Annotated in this window: 19 protein-coding genes; 1 reads left to right on the top strand and 18 read right to left on the bottom strand. The window is 70.0% G+C overall.

Annotated features, from left to right (window positions below; all coding sequences use genetic code 11):
- Positions 1-12: 12 nt before the first annotated feature.
- Positions 13-402, bottom strand: a complete 390-nt coding sequence (locus AC07OY_RS27595) for a flagellar hook assembly protein FlgD (protein ID WP_495045814.1) — start codon at positions 400-402, stop codon at positions 13-15.
- Complete coding sequence (locus tag AC07OY_RS27600) at positions 392-739, bottom strand: hypothetical protein (RefSeq protein WP_495045815.1); 348 nt, start codon at positions 737-739, stop codon at positions 392-394. The genes AC07OY_RS27595 and AC07OY_RS27600 overlap by 11 nt, the downstream gene beginning before the upstream one ends.
- A 132-nt stretch (positions 740-871) precedes the next feature.
- Here AC07OY_RS27600 and AC07OY_RS27605 point away from each other — a divergent pair, with 132 nt between their 5' ends.
- A complete protein-coding gene (locus AC07OY_RS27605; protein ID WP_495045816.1) occupies positions 872-1198 on the top strand; it encodes a hypothetical protein in 327 nt (108 codons plus the stop codon).
- A 205-nt stretch (positions 1199-1403) separates the two neighbouring features.
- On the opposite strand, the gene AC07OY_RS27610 is transcribed toward AC07OY_RS27605, so the two are convergent.
- From AC07OY_RS27610 to AC07OY_RS27685, 16 genes are read right to left on the bottom strand one after another with little or no spacing between them, the layout of a single operon-like run.
- On the bottom strand, positions 1404-1913 hold the full coding sequence (locus AC07OY_RS27610; protein WP_495045817.1) for a hypothetical protein: 510 nt from the start codon (positions 1911-1913) through the stop codon (positions 1404-1406).
- Positions 1910-3223 (bottom strand): FliI/YscN family ATPase, encoded by a 1314-nt coding sequence (locus tag AC07OY_RS27615; protein ID WP_495045818.1) that lies wholly within the window; start codon positions 3221-3223, stop codon positions 1910-1912. Before AC07OY_RS27615 ends, AC07OY_RS27610 begins: the two co-directional genes overlap by 4 nt.
- A complete protein-coding gene (locus AC07OY_RS27620) occupies positions 3220-3942 on the bottom strand; it encodes a FliH/SctL family protein (protein WP_495045819.1) in 723 nt (240 codons plus the stop codon). The genes AC07OY_RS27615 and AC07OY_RS27620 overlap by 4 nt, the downstream gene beginning before the upstream one ends.
- A complete protein-coding gene (locus AC07OY_RS27625) occupies positions 3939-4391 on the bottom strand; it encodes a hypothetical protein (RefSeq protein ID WP_495045821.1) in 453 nt (150 codons plus the stop codon). The genes AC07OY_RS27620 and AC07OY_RS27625 overlap by 4 nt, the downstream gene beginning before the upstream one ends.
- Positions 4388-5827, bottom strand: a complete 1440-nt coding sequence (fliF, locus tag AC07OY_RS27630) for a flagellar basal-body MS-ring/collar protein FliF (protein ID WP_495045822.1) — start codon at positions 5825-5827, stop codon at positions 4388-4390. Before fliF ends, AC07OY_RS27625 begins: the two co-directional genes overlap by 4 nt.
- 3 nt (positions 5828-5830) lie before the next feature.
- Positions 5831-6133 carry a flagellar hook-basal body complex protein FliE gene (fliE, locus tag AC07OY_RS27635; RefSeq protein ID WP_495045823.1) on the bottom strand — a complete coding sequence of 101 codons (303 nt, stop codon included), beginning with the start codon at positions 6131-6133 and terminating at the stop codon, positions 5831-5833.
- Positions 6130-6558, bottom strand: a complete 429-nt coding sequence (locus AC07OY_RS27640) for a flagellar basal body rod protein FlgC (protein WP_495045824.1) — start codon at positions 6556-6558, stop codon at positions 6130-6132. Before AC07OY_RS27640 ends, fliE begins: the two co-directional genes overlap by 4 nt.
- On the bottom strand, positions 6558-6920 hold the full coding sequence (locus AC07OY_RS27645; RefSeq protein WP_495045825.1) for a flagellar basal body rod protein FlgB: 363 nt from the start codon (positions 6918-6920) through the stop codon (positions 6558-6560). The genes AC07OY_RS27640 and AC07OY_RS27645 overlap by 1 nt, the downstream gene beginning before the upstream one ends.
- A 14-nt stretch (positions 6921-6934) precedes the next feature.
- Positions 6935-8041, bottom strand: coding sequence for a flagellar basal body P-ring protein FlgI (locus AC07OY_RS27650; protein WP_495045826.1), 1107 nt, complete (start codon positions 8039-8041; stop codon positions 6935-6937).
- Position 8042: 1 nt separating this feature from the next.
- Positions 8043-8711, bottom strand: coding sequence for a flagellar basal body L-ring protein FlgH (locus AC07OY_RS27655; RefSeq protein WP_495045827.1), 669 nt, complete (start codon positions 8709-8711; stop codon positions 8043-8045).
- Positions 8708-9385 carry a flagella basal body P-ring formation protein FlgA gene (locus AC07OY_RS27660; RefSeq protein WP_495045828.1) on the bottom strand — a complete coding sequence of 226 codons (678 nt, stop codon included), beginning with the start codon at positions 9383-9385 and terminating at the stop codon, positions 8708-8710. Before AC07OY_RS27660 ends, AC07OY_RS27655 begins: the two co-directional genes overlap by 4 nt.
- Entirely contained in the window at positions 9382-10143 is a 762-nt protein-coding gene (locus AC07OY_RS27665; protein WP_495045829.1) for a flagellar hook-basal body protein, read from the bottom strand. Before AC07OY_RS27665 ends, AC07OY_RS27660 begins: the two co-directional genes overlap by 4 nt.
- Before the next feature lies 1 nt (position 10144).
- On the bottom strand, positions 10145-10852 hold the full coding sequence (locus AC07OY_RS27670) for a flagellar hook-basal body complex protein (RefSeq protein ID WP_495045830.1): 708 nt from the start codon (positions 10850-10852) through the stop codon (positions 10145-10147).
- Positions 10849-12888: a flagellar biosynthesis protein FlhA gene (locus tag AC07OY_RS27675; RefSeq protein WP_495045831.1), complete on the bottom strand. Its 2040-nt coding sequence runs from the start codon at positions 12886-12888 to the stop codon at positions 10849-10851. The genes AC07OY_RS27670 and AC07OY_RS27675 overlap by 4 nt, the downstream gene beginning before the upstream one ends.
- Positions 12885-13973 carry an EscU/YscU/HrcU family type III secretion system export apparatus switch protein gene (locus tag AC07OY_RS27680; protein ID WP_495045832.1) on the bottom strand — a complete coding sequence of 363 codons (1089 nt, stop codon included), beginning with the start codon at positions 13971-13973 and terminating at the stop codon, positions 12885-12887. Before AC07OY_RS27680 ends, AC07OY_RS27675 begins: the two co-directional genes overlap by 4 nt.
- Complete coding sequence (locus AC07OY_RS27685) at positions 13970-14728, bottom strand: flagellar biosynthetic protein FliR (protein ID WP_495045833.1); 759 nt, start codon at positions 14726-14728, stop codon at positions 13970-13972. The genes AC07OY_RS27680 and AC07OY_RS27685 overlap by 4 nt, the downstream gene beginning before the upstream one ends.
- Positions 14729-14736 lie beyond the last annotated feature (8 nt).

Here is a 14736-nt window from a genome sequence, read left to right on the forward strand (position 1 = left end):
CTGGGGGTGGGGTCAGCGAACAGCCGTCAGATTGGCCAGGCCGATGTCGGTGAGCAGATTGCCGCTGCTGGTCTTGATGGTCAGCCGCGGCTCGCCCGATGTGAAGGACAGGGCCGTCACGGTGCCCGACGAGTTGCCAGCCGCCGTGGTGACGTCCACCGTCTTGCCCAGCAGGCCCACCGATTGCATGGACGCCTGCGCCGCCAGCAGGGCACCGAGCTTGTCGTTCATCTCCTGGGTCTGCTGCAGCGACGTGAACTGGGCCAGCTGGGTCACGAACTCCTGGTTGTCCATGGGCTTGAGCGGGTCCTGATTGCCGAGTTGGGCGACGAGGATGCGTAGAAAGTCCTGGATGCCGATCTGGGTGACCGCATTCGCGGCGGCTGTTGCGTTAGTGGCCATGGCGGATGGTGGAGATGGAGACAGGATCGAGATTGCCAGCGGGCGGCGGCGCCTCGGTGCTGGAGTCGGGCATGCCGTCCTGCTCGGCCGCGGCGTGCAATTGCTGGCGGCCATTGACCACGACCTGCACCCGGGCATACCCGGCCTGCATCAGCGCCCGCGTCAAGCTCTGGGCGGCCAGCGCTGATTCGCTGGCCGTCAGCTGCGCATCGCGCATGGAGGCCAGCACCTCCTGGTCATTGAGCTCGCGCAGCATCAGATGGCGGGCGCCCGGCTCCTGCGCCTCGGTTGGCGCGGATCGGCGCGGCATGGCTGACGCGGCCGGCTCTTCATCCATGGCTTGGGCCTTCAGCGCAGCTGCGATGTCGGGCGCGACCGCAGGCAACTGGGCGCCGAATGCTCGAGGAGAAGCTGGCGCCAACGCCTGCGATTCCACCGGCTCCGTCCCCGTTGCGAAAGCCGTGATGTCATGCAGCGCAGCCGCACGCGCATTCAGATTGCTGAAGGCCGCCACTGCCGACACAGCGTCTTCAGCCGCACCAGCTTCGACGAAGGCGGGAGAAGGCGATGGGAGCCAGCCCGCGCCGCCGGCGACGGCCCCGGCCGCTGCCGATGGCTCCGGCGCTGTCGGCCGAGGCGACGGCCTTTCAACCGTCGCGGCCTGCTCAGGCTCGTCTTCTTCGTGCAGACGCTCGGCGCGAGAACCTGCACCCCGGCCGCCGTCGACGTCGCGCTGCTCGCCCGCGGCGGCCTGCATCGCCGCCCGCCCTCGCCGCTCCAGGCCCGCGCCGGTTGACGGGGCTGGCTTGGGAGCTTCGGCCTCGACTCGCAACGCCGCCTCGGGCGCTCGCCCGGCCGCTTCTGGCGATGCGCTCCCCCGCGCGCCCTGGGCGACCTGACCCGCCTGGCCCCAGCTTTGCAGCCATTGCCGCTCCAGCTCCTGCAGCAGCCGGCGTCGCAAGGCGGCGCTGTCTTCCGGCCTTGCCGCCGGGACCGCAGGTCTAGCTTGAATGACTGTCATCAGGACCTCCCGAGGATTCCGTTGACGATGGCTGGCTCATTGCCGGGGCAGGACGCCAGCTTCCCAGCAGCCAGGCCTCCGCGGCGTCCCTGGCCTCCCGGGTGGACAAGTCGCGACGCCTCTCTTCTGCCAAGCTCTGCGCGAGTCGTTCAAGCAGGCGCTGTGTCGAGTGCGTCCGTTGAAGTTCAAGCTTCGTTGCATCCCACTGCCCCTCGCAGCCGGTCTGCTGATGAAGCGCACGATCGGCCTGCTGGCGCAGATGGCCGTAGAACTCCCGATACACCGCATCGAGTGCGGCATCCAGATGACCCACACCGCGCTGCGCCACCCAGGCTGCGGACAGCTCGCCGAGTGCGCCGCGGGCCAGGCGCTCGTGTTCGGCGGCCTCCAACAGCGCATCCCAGGCATCGCGGGCCTGCTGTCGCTGGTGCAGGGTGTGCGCCTCCTGCGCGCGCAGCGCTGCGTGCATCCAGGTCTTGGTGGGCCTCACATCGCTGCCCTCCTGGCAAGCGCAGCCTCCAGAGCCGTCCGCGTCTGCGCGAGGCTGGCGTGCTCATCGGCCCTCTGGCGCAGGAAGGCCGTGATGCGCTCCCAGTTGGCCAGCGCATGGTCGAGCTCGGCGTTGCTGCCGGCCTTGTACAGGCCCATGTCCACCATCTCGTGCTGGCGTCTGTGCACCGCCAACAGGGCTCGCATTTCCTGCGCCAGATCCTGGTCGCGCGACTGCAGCAAATCGGTATCGAGACGGCTGACGCTGTGCAGCACGTCGATGGCGGGATGGTGGCCGGCATTGGCCAGGTCGCGGCTGAGCACGACATGGCCATCCAGCGTCGCCCGCAGCGCATCGGAGACGGGCTCGTTCAGGTCGTCACCCTCGACCAGCACGGCATACAGGGCCGTGATGGACCCGCCCCCCTGCAGGCCGCCGCAGCGCTCACACAAGGCGGGAATCGCCGAGAACACCGACGGCGTGTAGCCTCGAGCGGCGGGCGGCTGGCCCGCCGCCAGATCGATCTCGCGGCGCGCCATGGCGAACCGGGTGACGGAGTCCATCATCAGCAGGATGTCCAGCCCCTGGTCGCGGAAATACTCCGCGATGCTGGTGGCCACATAGGCCGCGCGAGCACGGACGACCGCGGGCTGCTCGGCGGTAGCGACGACGACCACCGTGCGGGCCCGGGCATCGGCGCTGAGCCGCTTGTCGATGAAGTCCTGCACCTCCCGGCCACGCTCTCCGATCAGGCCGATGACGGCGACATCGGCCGCGACATTGCGAGCCAGCATGCCCAACAGCGAACTCTTGCCAACCCCGCTGCCGGCAAACACGCCCAGACGCTGGCCGCGCCCCAGGGGCAGCAAGGCGTCGATGGCGCGAATGCCGGTCACGAGGGGCTCGCCAATCGGCGCGCGCGCCATCGGGTTGAGAGGCGCCGGGTGCAGCGGCATGTCGCGCCATCCAGCGCCTCGCACCGCACCTGCCAGGGGCCGCGCAAAGGCGTCCACCACCTGCCCCAGCAGGCCTGGACCCACGCTGACGCTGGGCTGGGTGTCCAGCGCCAGGACTTCGGCGCCCACCGTCAGGCCCTTGCAATCGCCGTAGGGCATCAGCGTCAACTGGCCATCGCGGATGGCCACCACCTCGGCCTCGATGCCCTCCCCGTCAGGCGTGCCCACCCGGCAGGTCTCGCCCAACGCGACGGCGGGGCCGGCTGATTCGATGCCCAGTTCCGTCACGCGCGTCACGCGGCCGATACGCCGGTAGAGCGGCAGCCGGCCGAGCGCCTGGGGCCAGCTCTTCACGAGGCGGCCTTCGCGTCTGCGCGCCGTGCGCGCGCCATGCTCAGGCTGTCACGCAGCAAGCCGAGCTGGACCTCGAGACGGGCATCCAGGGTCTGGACTGCCGACTGCACGATGCACCCGCCGAGCTTCACCCGGTCATCGGCGGCGAAATGAAGTCCCGCCGGCCACGGCTGGGCGCTTGCTGCGCGGCTGGCCTCCACGGCGGCCATGTCGCTGGCATGCAGCAGCACCGTCAGCGGGCCTTGCAGTTGCGCGTCCGCCAGTACCTGGTGCACGGCCTCGGCGACGTCCTCCGACGCCCTGCACCCCAGCAAGCGAGCCGCGGCGATGAAGGTCCATTCCGTGACCTCGGCCTCCAGCTGATCGCGCAGGCCCTGTGTCTGCACGGCGAGCTCGACCGCCAGACCGCGCCATTTCTCCGCCTGCTCCTTCGCCAGCTTGTCCTGGCGCTCCTTGAGTTCACGTTCAAGCCGCTGCCGGGCCTCATGCTCCGCCTCGCGCCGCGCTTCGGCCAACGCCTGCTGCCGGCCCTGCGCCATGCCGCGCTCGACCCCCTGCTCGAAACATTGCGCTCGTGCCGCATCGAGCTCGGCCTGACTGAGCCAGACGCCGGGTTCCGGTGCAACCGCATCGCACGCTGGCGGCTCGGCGCGCAGGACGACCCGCGACTGCGGCGCCGCCGCGAACAAGCCAGCCTTCAGAACGGCGCCATGGCTCATGCAGCCCTCCTACCCACGGACACCGCCGCTTCGCGCCAGCTCTGCAGCAAGGCTTCACGAAGAGAGGGCGTCCAGGCGGGTTCAGCCAGCGCGGCGGGCGTACCCCCGTGCTGCCATCGCGCCATGACTGCCTGCCGCTCGGTCTCGCCCAGCATCGCCAGCAGCTGGCTTTGCAGTGCCGGCGGTTCCTTCGCCAACGCCATGCAGAGCGAGGCAGCCTGCATGCCGAAGGCCTCCGTCGTCGCGGCCGCCTCGCTCAGGGCCACGCGAATGACCTCGGCGTCCGCGGGAATGTCGAGTTCGCGGAGCTCGGCCAACAAGCCCAGCAGCGTCTCGCGGTCGGGCACGGGCAGGCGTTGCAGCAGCCAGTCACGGTCGACGTCGCCCAGCGCGTGCAGCGTGAGCGCGGCGCGGCGCAAGCCGCCATGGCTGCCGACGTTCAGGTTCATGAGCGGGGCTCCAGCCATTGCTGGAGCGTGGCCAGCAGCGCCTCGCGCTCATGGTCGCTCAGCGGCGCCGGAGCCAGCTGCGCCTTGCGCTGACGCCCGCGCCGCCACCGCAGCCCGGCGAACAGCATGCCGCCCATCAGAAGCGCAGCGAGCGCGTAGGCAAGCGTCGCGGTCGAGCGCGCGCCCGGCGCATCGTCCAGTCGCGCCGTCGCGCCTGTCAGCGCCAGCGCCGCCCGCGGCCCCTGATCGGCCGCCGGCGCCGGCGTCGCCCCTCCCAGGTCCGACACGGCGTGGACGGTCACGACATCGCCACGCGCAGGCAGCAGGCCGACGGCGGCGGCCACCAGCTGCCGGACTCGCGCCAGCTCGGCATCCGTCAGGCTGCGTTTGACGACCACCGCGACATTGAGATGGGCGATCTGGCCGCCCTGGGAAACCGTCTGCGCGACCCGCTTGCCGGTCTGGTAGTCCGTCTCCTGGCTCATGACCTGGGCGGCCTGGCTGCTCGTCGCGCCATCTCCCGCCGGCTCCCGGGTCACCATGCGCTCGCGGGTGATGACACCCGAGGGCTGGGCGGAGCGATCGGCCTGGGCAACGGCCAGCACCTCCTCGGTCGTCACGCGGGACTGCTCATGATTGAGCACGACATCGACGGCCACCAGGGCATCGCCCGGCTGGAACATCTGGTCGAGCAGGCGCGTGGCCTTTCTGGACAGATGGGTCTCGAGGCTCTGCCTCGCGTCCAGCTGGCCCACGGCCTGCCCTGCCTCCTCGCCGCCGGCGCGCGACAGCACCACACCATGCTGATCGAGCACGGTGACGTCGTCCGCCCTGATTTCGGGAACGGACGCGGCGATCAGGCGCTGAATGCCGGCGACCTGATCGCCGCGCAGGCCCTGCCCACCCTTCAAGGACACGCTGACCGAGGCCTTGGCCCGCGGCGCATCCTTGCGGAAGAGGGTCTGATCCGGCAGGGCGAGGTGGACCCGCGCGTCCTGCACCTGGTCGATTGCCAGGATGGTCCGCGTCAACTCGCCCTGCAGGGCGCGCTGGTAGTTGACCTTCTGCACAAAGTCGCTGACGCCGAAGTCGGCGTTGTTGAACAGCTCGAAGCCCACCGCGCCATGCAGCGGCAGCTGCTTGCCCATCAAGGTCAGGCGCGTGCGATGCACGCTGTCGGCCGCAACGAGGATGGCATGCCCGTCCTCGCTGAAGCTGTAGGGCTGTTTGAGCTTGTCGAGCTCGGCGGCCAGCACGGCGGCGTCTCGCTCGGCCAGGTCGGAGAACAGCACCGCCTTGGGCTTGCTCTGCGCCCACCAGGCCAGGCCCAGCACCACGGCCAGGATGGCGGCTGCGGCCAGGCCGAATCCCAGCTTCCTGGGCGCCGACCAGCCTTCGAAGAAGCCGGTCCATCCGGCGCGGGCATCGGTCTTCATCGGCTACACCTGCATGCGCATCACGTCCTGGTAGGCCTCCAGGATGCGCGACCTCACCTGGCTGGCGACCTGCATCGCCAGCCGGGCCTGCTCCAGCTGCAGCATGACCTCGTGCAGGTTCTCTGCCGTGCCGGCCGCGACCTTCTGCACGCCCTGCTCGGCGGTCGTCAGCTGCGCGTTGAGACCGACCAGCTCCCGTTCCATCCAGTTGGCGAAGCCGGGCGCCGCGGCGGCCGAAGCCGGCTGGGCCGCCTGCGCAAGCTGGGACTTGAGGGCCTCGATGGCCTCGATGCCGGTGATGCTCATCCCTGGCCTCCCAGCTCCAGCGCCTTCACGGCCATGGCGCGGGCCGTGCTGGCAACAGCCACATTGGCTTCATAGGCCCGCAGAGCGGTGCTGACGCTCACCATCTCGGTGGTCTGGTCTACCGCGGCGTGAGCGACGAAGCCCTGGGCATTGGCGTGCGGGTGGCCAGGGTCATGGACGAGACGCGGCGCGAGATCCAGCGCGGTGACGCTCACCTGCCGCGCCAGCGCCGGCTCCGCCAGGCTCATGGCCCGGTTGAAGTCCAGCTGCAGGGGCTGGGCGACCACCTTCTGGACGGCATACGGCGACTGGCCGGCCGGCGCGCTGCTGTGCATATTGGCGAGATTGAGGGCGGCCACGTCGACGCGGCGCTTCTCGAGGTCCATGCCGGCGGCGGCAATCTGGAATACGGCGCGGTAGTCCATCAGCGACGCCCCTCCTGCACCGCGACGGCCAGGATGCCCAGCTGGCGGCTCAGGGCCTTGAGCAGGGCCTGGTAGTGCAGGCTGTTGGAGGACAGGGCCGCCATCTCCTCGTCCAGCGCTATCGGGTGGCCGGCGGCATCGGGCATCGCTCGGGGCAGCGGCACGTCCTCTGCCCTGAAGCCCGGGCCGGCAGCCACCTGCGCCCGCACCGGCCCCAGCAGTTCCTCGAACTGCACGCGGGTGGCCATGGCGCCCGCGACATGGGCGTTGGCGATGTTCTGCGCGATGGCCTGGTGTCGCAGCGCGCCGGCATCGAGGGCACGGCTCACCAGTTGCAGCGTTGCGGGGTCGATGAAATTCATGCGCTTCTCCGGGGCTACTGGACGATCAGCTCGGCATGCAAGGCGCCAGCTGCCTTGATGGCCTGCAGGATGGAAATCATGTCGCGCGGCGGCGTCTTGCCCTTGGCGAGCAGTTGCACCAGGTCGGTCACGCGCGTGGGGCCCGCGGGAACAAACCGGGGCGCGGCCGGCTCCTGCACGCGGAGCTGGCTGTTGGTGATGACCTCTGTACGGATCCCCGCGCCGGGCGAGCGCAGCAGCGTCGGCTGCGAGACCGCCGTCTCGGCAGCGACGGTGACACGCGTCTCCCCGACCACCACGGCCACCGGCGAGATGCGCACATCGCCCCCGGCGACCACGGTGCCGGTACGCTCGTTGATGACGACGCGGGCGTGGCGGTCGGGCTCGACGGACAGCGCCTCGATCTGCCTCACGAAGGCCGGCACCCGGGCGCGGTAGGCAGGTGGCACCTGGACATCGATGGCGCCGGCGTCCCTCACCTCGGCCAGCTCGGCGCCGATGCTTTCGTTGATGCGGTCCGCCACGCGTCCCGCCGTGCCGAAGTCGGCCTGATGCAGCACGAGGGACAGCACGGGCGGCGCCCCGGCCTCGTCGCCGATCGACGCCTCCACCGTGCCGCCGCCGCTGATCAGTCCGGCGGTGGGGTGGTTCTTCTGCACCTGGTTGCCCTGGGCATCATGCCGGAAGCCGCCGACCGTGAGCGAGCCCTGCGCGAGCACATAGACGCGGCCATCCGCCCCCTTGAGCGGCGCCATCAGCAGCGCGCCCCCCTCGAGGCTGCGGGCGTCGCCCACCGAGCTGACGGCGACGTCGATGTGGTCGCCCGGCCGGGCATAGGCCGGCAGGCTGGCCGTCACCATCACGATGGCCACATTGCGGCTCGCCACATCGTCGGAGGCGATGCTCACGTCAAACCGGTTCAACAGGTTGGACAGCGTCACCCGCGTGGCCTTGCTGCGCACGCTGTCACCCGAGCCCGACAGGCCGGTCACGACGCCATAGCCCACCAGCGCGTTCTCGCGCTGCGCGCCGACGCGGGCCAGGTCCTTGAGGCGGACGGACTGGGCCTGCCCGGCCAGCAGATGGCCGAGCAGCAGCAGGAAGAGAAAGCCTGCTCGCATCTCAGATTCCGAACAAGGCGAGCAACTTCTGCCACCAGCGCGGGCGCTGCGCATCGCCCAGCACGCCATCGCCCACAAAGGCCAGCCGGGCTTCCGCCAGGCGGCTGGACAGCACGACGTTGTTCTCCCCGACATCGCGCGGCCTGACCCGTCCCTCGGCGCGAATGGCCTGCTTCTCGCCATTGATCTCGAGCAGCTGCTCACCCGCCACCCGCAGATCGCCGTTGGGCAGGACTTCGCGGACCAGCACGGTGATCTGGGCCAGCAGGCGGCCGGCTCGCTGCGTGCGTCCCGTGCCGTTGAAGTCGTTGCCGGACGTGATGCCCACACGCTTGTTCCAGCTCGGCAGGCTGACACCGAGGCCGACGCTGGCATCCCGGTTCGTCCCGGTGTCCGCGGTCGAGGTGGCCGACGCGTTCTCGTAGACCATGATGGTCAGCACCTCGCCGACCTCGAAGCGACGCTTGTCCGCCGTCAACGACTGGAACTGGGCGTCGGAGTACAGGCTGCCACGCACGCGCGGCCGTGGCGCGGGGCTGCCGCTGGCAACCGGGCTGACGGACGTCGACGACTCGGGCGGGGTGGCGTCCCGCGGCTGCAGCCCGTCTGCGTCATCGGCGCGCGCCACCGTCGTCGCCGCAAGCACCAGCAAAGCTGCGAGGCGCTTCATTGGCTGTCCACCTTGAAGGTCCGTGCGTCCACCAGGCGCCCCTGCAGGGCGACCCGCCGACCCGCAGCCTGCACGCGCGTGCGCTCGCCCACCCGCGCCGGCGCCAGCAGCTCGGCAGGCAGGCTCACCTCCACGACGCCCTCTGCCAGCACGGCCGTGACGCGATCGCCGCGCAACAAGGCATGGCTGGGCAGCAGGACCGCGTCCGTCACGATCTCGCCGCGCCGCACCGAGCGCCGCAAGCGGCCATCGGGCAGCGCGGCCGCGTCGACGCGCTGCAGCGGCATGCCGTCAGGCCAGCGCAGGGGCCGCAGCTCCACGTCGCCGGCCTGCAAGGCGGTGCCCATGGCCAGTTCCCGCGTGCTCGTCCAGGCGGGAGCGATCCAGCCCACGGTGAGGGGCACGCGTTGCACATAGGGTGCGGCAGCGCCGGCCCGCACCCGCACCGGCCACGTCAGCGCCCCGCTGCTGAGGGCCTGTACCGAAGGCCAGGGCTCGGCCTGCAGCACGGCGCCAACCGGCAGGGGCCGGCCCACGGGTCCACGGCAGCGTGCCTCGGCCGTCCATCCCTGCGCCTCGGCGAAGCGCTGCGCATCGGCCAGCGCGGCCTCGCACAGGCGGCCTGTCCCGGCGGGCGCCGCCAGTGCAGCGAGAAGGATGAGGGCGGCGCTCATTTGCGCAGGTTGTTGGTCATGCCGGCGATCTCATCGGCGGCCTGCATCACCTTGACGTTCATCTCATAGGCCCGCTGGGCGACCATGAGCTGCACCATCTCCTCGACCAGCTGGACGTTGGAGGCCTCCTGATAACCCTGCTTGAGACGTCCTGCGCCCGCCTCGCCGGCAGGTGCCAGCACGGCGTCGCCGGAACTCGCGGTGCGCTGCCACAGCCCTTCGCCGATGGGCTCCAGACCCGCCGGGCTGGCAAACAAGGCGACATCGATACGCCCCAGGGCCAGCGTCCTTCCCGCTTCGTCCTGGCCGTGCACCTGGCCGTCCTCCGCGATGGCGATCGCCTTGATATCGGCCGGCACATGGATCTGCTGGCGCAGCACCAGGCCGTCGCCCGTCGCCAGCAGCCGGTCGGCGTTGATCTGGAGGCGGGCGCCGCGGGCGAAGGCGGGGCTGCCGTCGGGGAGCTGGATTTCCAGAAAGCCTTCGCCCTGGATGGCAAGCGACATGGCGTCGTCCGTGCGGCGCAATTCGCCGGCCGCGAATGAACGCTGCACGGCCCCTACCCTCACGCCGGCTGTCACCGCAGATCTCTCGCCCGAGGCCTGGGCATTCGGATCGACGCTGACGAGGTCGCCAAAGCGCAGGCTGCTGCGCTTGAAGCCGGGCGTGCTCACGTTGGCGACGTTGTTGGCGATGGCATCGAGTTGACCCGTCTGGGCCTTCATGCCCGTGGCGGCGATATACAAGGCGTCGTTCATGTCAGCTGCCCTCCCCCAGGCGGCGGATGGCCGTCGCCTGCATGTCGTCGGCGGCTTGCAACAGGCGCACCATGGTTTCGGCATGCCGGGTGGTCGCCATCAGGCTCACCATCTCCTGGCTGGGCACGACGTTGGACTGCTCCAGATGCCCGCCGCGCACGCCGGCCGTCGGCGTGTCGACGTCCCATTGCGCGCTGTCCGCCGCGTACAGCCCTTCGCCCAGAGCCAGCGGAACCTGCCCTGGCTTGATGGCGACCAGCCGCAGCGCGTCGAGCACCTGCCCTTGCGACATCAGCCGCCCCTGGATGTCGATTTCAAGCCCGGGGCGCTGGGTGGCGCTCAAGCCAACCGGCCCTCGAGACCCCATCACCTTGTGCCCGGCCGCCGTGCGCAGCAGCCCCTGCTCATCGATCTGCAGGGCGCCCTGCCTGCTCAGGGCCTGGCTGCCGTCCTGCAGCTCCAGCAGCAGATAGCGCCCCTGCGGCAGCGCGATGTCCAGCGGCTGGCCGGTCGCGTTCAGCTTGCCGGCACGGCCATCCGTCTGCGCCCGCAGATCGGCTCCAGCCTCCATCAGCTCGGCAAAGGGCTGCTGCACCGCGATCTGGCGCTTGTAGCCGGCGGTCGAGAGGTTGGCGATGTTGTGGCCGATCAGCTGGAGCCGATCCAGATCCTGTCGAAGTCCGACAGCCGCGATGTCCAGGGTCTTCATGCGGGCCTTTCCGTGGAGGGCAGGTTCAGGCTGCCAAATGCCTTGAGCGGGATGAGATGAGGCACTTCGGTGATGGCGAGCACGCGCATATGCGGCAGCGCCCTCTCCGTCAGGCCGCGCAGATGCCGGCGCAGATCGGGCGCGCACAGCAGCACGGGCAGCAGATTGCTTCTCGCCATCTGCTCGGCCAGCACGACGGCACGCGCAAGCAGCTGCTCGACGAAGCGCGGGTCGGCCGGCGCGTCTGAGGCACCCGAGCGCAGGCGATGCTCGACGCCGGGATCGAGGGTCAGGACATGCAGCGCCGGGGCGTCGCCCATCAGCTGCTGGCAGATGGCGCCGCCCAGGCGCTGGCGCACGGCCTCGGTCAGCAGCGCGACGTCCTTGGTGCCACGCCCCACGTCGGCCAGCGTCTCGATGATGCCCTCGACATGGATGAGGCTGACCTTCTCGCGCAGCAGGGCTTGAAAGACCTTCTGCACATCGACCACGGCAAGGACGGTGGGCACCAGCTCCTCGACCAGGCCCGCCTGGGCCTCACGCACGCGGTCCAGCAGGCGATCCGTCTCGGCGCGCGTGACGAGGTGGGCGCATTGCTGCCGCAGCGTCTCGCTGAGATGCGTCACGAAGACCGTCGGCGTGTCCACCAAGGTGTAGCGCGCGGCCCTGGCGCGCTCGCGCTCGTCGTCGGCGATCCAGACGGCGGGCAGGCCATAGGTGGGTTCGCGGGTTTCCAGCCCCTTCACATGCTTGGTGTCCCCGCTCGGGTGGATGGCCAGCAGGCGGTCTTCGTGCAACTCGCCACGCCCGTAGATGACGCCGTAGATGGCGAGCTCATAGGTGTTGGCGGCGAGGCGGGCTTCGTTGATGAAGCGCACGGCCGGCAGCAGCAGGCCGAACTCCCTGGCGAACTGCGTGCGCAGCGCGGCGATGCGCTGCATGAAGACGGATTCGTCCCCCTGCGCCAGGGCGGCCAGCGCGCTGCCAATGCGCACCTCCACCGGATGCACGCGAGGCACAGGGTCGGCGGCCTGGGGCTTGTCCTGTGCCGGCGCTTCGTCGGGCGGCTCACCCGCGTCCCGGCGGCGCCAACCGGCCGCGAAGGCCAGCAGCGCCAGGATCGCAGCCACCGACAACACCGGAAGCACCGGAATGCCAGGGAGCATCAGCATCACGAGCAGGGCCGCCACGACCAGCCAGATGGCCTTGGGAAAGCTGGTCAGCTGCTTCAGCACCTCGCCGCTGAGCCCACCGTCCGAGGCGGAGCGGGTCACGATGATGCCGGTGCCGACGGAGATGACCAGGGCCGGGATCTGGGTGACGATGCCATCGCCCACCGTCAGCAGCGTGAAGGTCTGCAGCGCCTCGCTCCAGCCCATGCCGCGCTGCATGACGCCGATCACCAGCCCGCCGACGATGTTGATGAGCAGGATGATGATGCCGGCGATGGCATCGCCCTTCACGAACTTGCTGGCACCGTCCATCGCCCCGTAGAAGGCTGCCTGCCTCTCCAGGGCCTTGCGCCGTCTCTGGGCCTCGGCCTGATCGATGAAGCCCATGTTCAGGTCGGCATCGATGCTCATCTGCTGCCCGGGCATGCTGTCCAGCGTGAAGCGCGCGGCCACCTCGGAGACGCGCTGGGCCCCGTTGGTCACGACGACGTACTGCACAACGACGAGGATGAGGAAGACGATCAGCCCGATGACGAAATTCCCCGCGACCACATAGGCGCCCACTGCGGCGATGACCTGCCCGGCGCTGGCATCCGTCAGGATGAGGCGCGTGGCCGCCACATTGAGCGCCAGGCGAAACAGCGTCGCGATCAGCAGCAGGGACGGGAAGGTCGAGAACTCGACCGGCCGGTGCATATAGAAGGTCAGCATCAGCAGCGTCAGCGCGAAGCCGATGTTGGCCAGGATCAGGAAGTCCAGCAGCGCCGCCGGGATCGGCGCGAAAAGCACCGTCAGGACGCCCAGCACCAGCACGACGAGCAGGATGTCGGCATGGCGGCCGAAGGCCTGGCGCAAGGCGTTCATGCGGCCACTCCCGTCATGCGCGCTTCGCGCAGGCTGCGCAGCCAGACCAGGATGCGCGCGACCGGCGGATACCAGTGCTCGGGCACATAGGCGTCCTGCGCCACCTCCTTGTACAGGGCCCGGGCCAGCCGCGGGCTGTGCACGATGGGAACCCCGGCCTTGCCGGCCGCCCGGCGTATCTGCCGGGCCAGCATGCCCGCGCCCTTGGCCACGACCAGCGGCGCCGGTGTCACGCCGTGCTCATACCGGAGAGCCACGGCGACATGGGTGGGATTGGTGATGACCACCTGGGCCTCGGGCACCTTGCGCACCGAGCGGGCGCTCTTCAGGAACTGCAGGCGGATCTCGCGCTGTCGGTTGCGGATCCGCGGGTCGCCCTCGCGGTGCTTGTGTTCGTCCTCGATCTCGCGCCGGCTCATGCGCAGGCCGCGCAGGAAGTCCCATCGCACGAAGATCAGGTCGACCAGCATGAAGACCAGCAGCACCGCGCACAGCTTGGCCATCAGCGCGCCGCAAGACTGTGCCAGGCGATACAGCAGCGCCTGGCCCGGCAGTCCCAGCAATTGCAGCGCCGCCGGCACCATGGCCTGGATGGCCACCCAGGCCAGCGCGCCCAGGGCGAGCAGCTTCAAGCTGCTCTTGGCAGCCTCGTAGAGCAGGCGCACGGAGAACAGCTTCTTGAAGCCCTGCGCGGGATTCAAGCGCGTGAAGTCCGGCTGAATGGGCGTGGTCGAGAACACCAGGCCGCCGCTCTGCAGCAGGCCCATCAGCAAGGCGCCGACGACGGCGGCGAAGAGCAGCGGTGCCAGCACCAGCGTGGCGGCGTGCAGGCCCGTCTCGATCAGCCGGACCGCCGTGGCGACATCGTCCAGCGAGCGCGGGGAGGCGCCCAGGCCGCGCCTGAGCAGCACGGCCAGCGCCTTGAGGGCGGAGGCCAGCAAGCCATGGCAGGCCAGCATCGCCACCGCCAGCATGGCCAGGCTTGCTGCATCGGCACTGCGCGCCGCCTGGCCGCGCTTGCGCGCCTCGTCCAGCTTGTGCGGCGTCGCCCTCTCGTTGCGCTCGAGATCCTGTTCGCGGCTCATGCCAGCACCTCTTGCCAGAACAGGAAGACGCCCGCGTAGATGCGCCTCAACACAGGCGCCATGCCCGGCGCCGCGATCGCCAGCGTGGCGAGGCCGGCGAGCGCCTTCACGGGCATGCCGACAAACAGCACGTTCATCTGCGGCATGACCCGCGACATCACATCGATGACGAGCTCGATCAGCAGCAGCAGGAACAGGGCCGGCGCCATCACGACGACGCCCATCGTGAACATGGCCCCGACAGCGCGCATCAGGCTCTTGGCGTCCGGCAGATGCCAAAGGGCACCGGGCGGCACCATATCCGCGGCGTGACCGACACCCCGCAGCAAGGCGTGATGCGCCTCGACTCCGAAGAACACGGACATGCCCAGCATGGACAAGGCGACGCCCATCACGGGCGCGTTGGCTCGCGTGACGGGATCCAGCACCGTGGCCATGCCGAAGCCCATCTGCAGATCCAGCAGCCGGCCCGCCATCACCAGGGAGGCAAAGGCAGCGTGCAGGCTGAAGCCGAGCAGGGCACCGAGGGTCGCTTCGCTCAGCAGCATCAGCGTCAGGCCCGACAGGCTTGCGGGCACCGGCGTGCGCAGGCCCAGCGCCGCACAGAGGGCGCCGGACAGCGCCAGGGTGAAGAGCACCCAGAAGGCGGGTGGCGCCTTGACCGCCTGTGCCAGCGGGCTGAGCCCCAGCATGGCGCCCAGGCGCGCCCAGAGCAGCAGCGTGGCGACAGTCCAGGCCGTGTCGATCTGCGGCATGGCGATGC

This window comes from Roseateles sp. GW821-FHT09H10 (assembly GCF_059415865.1).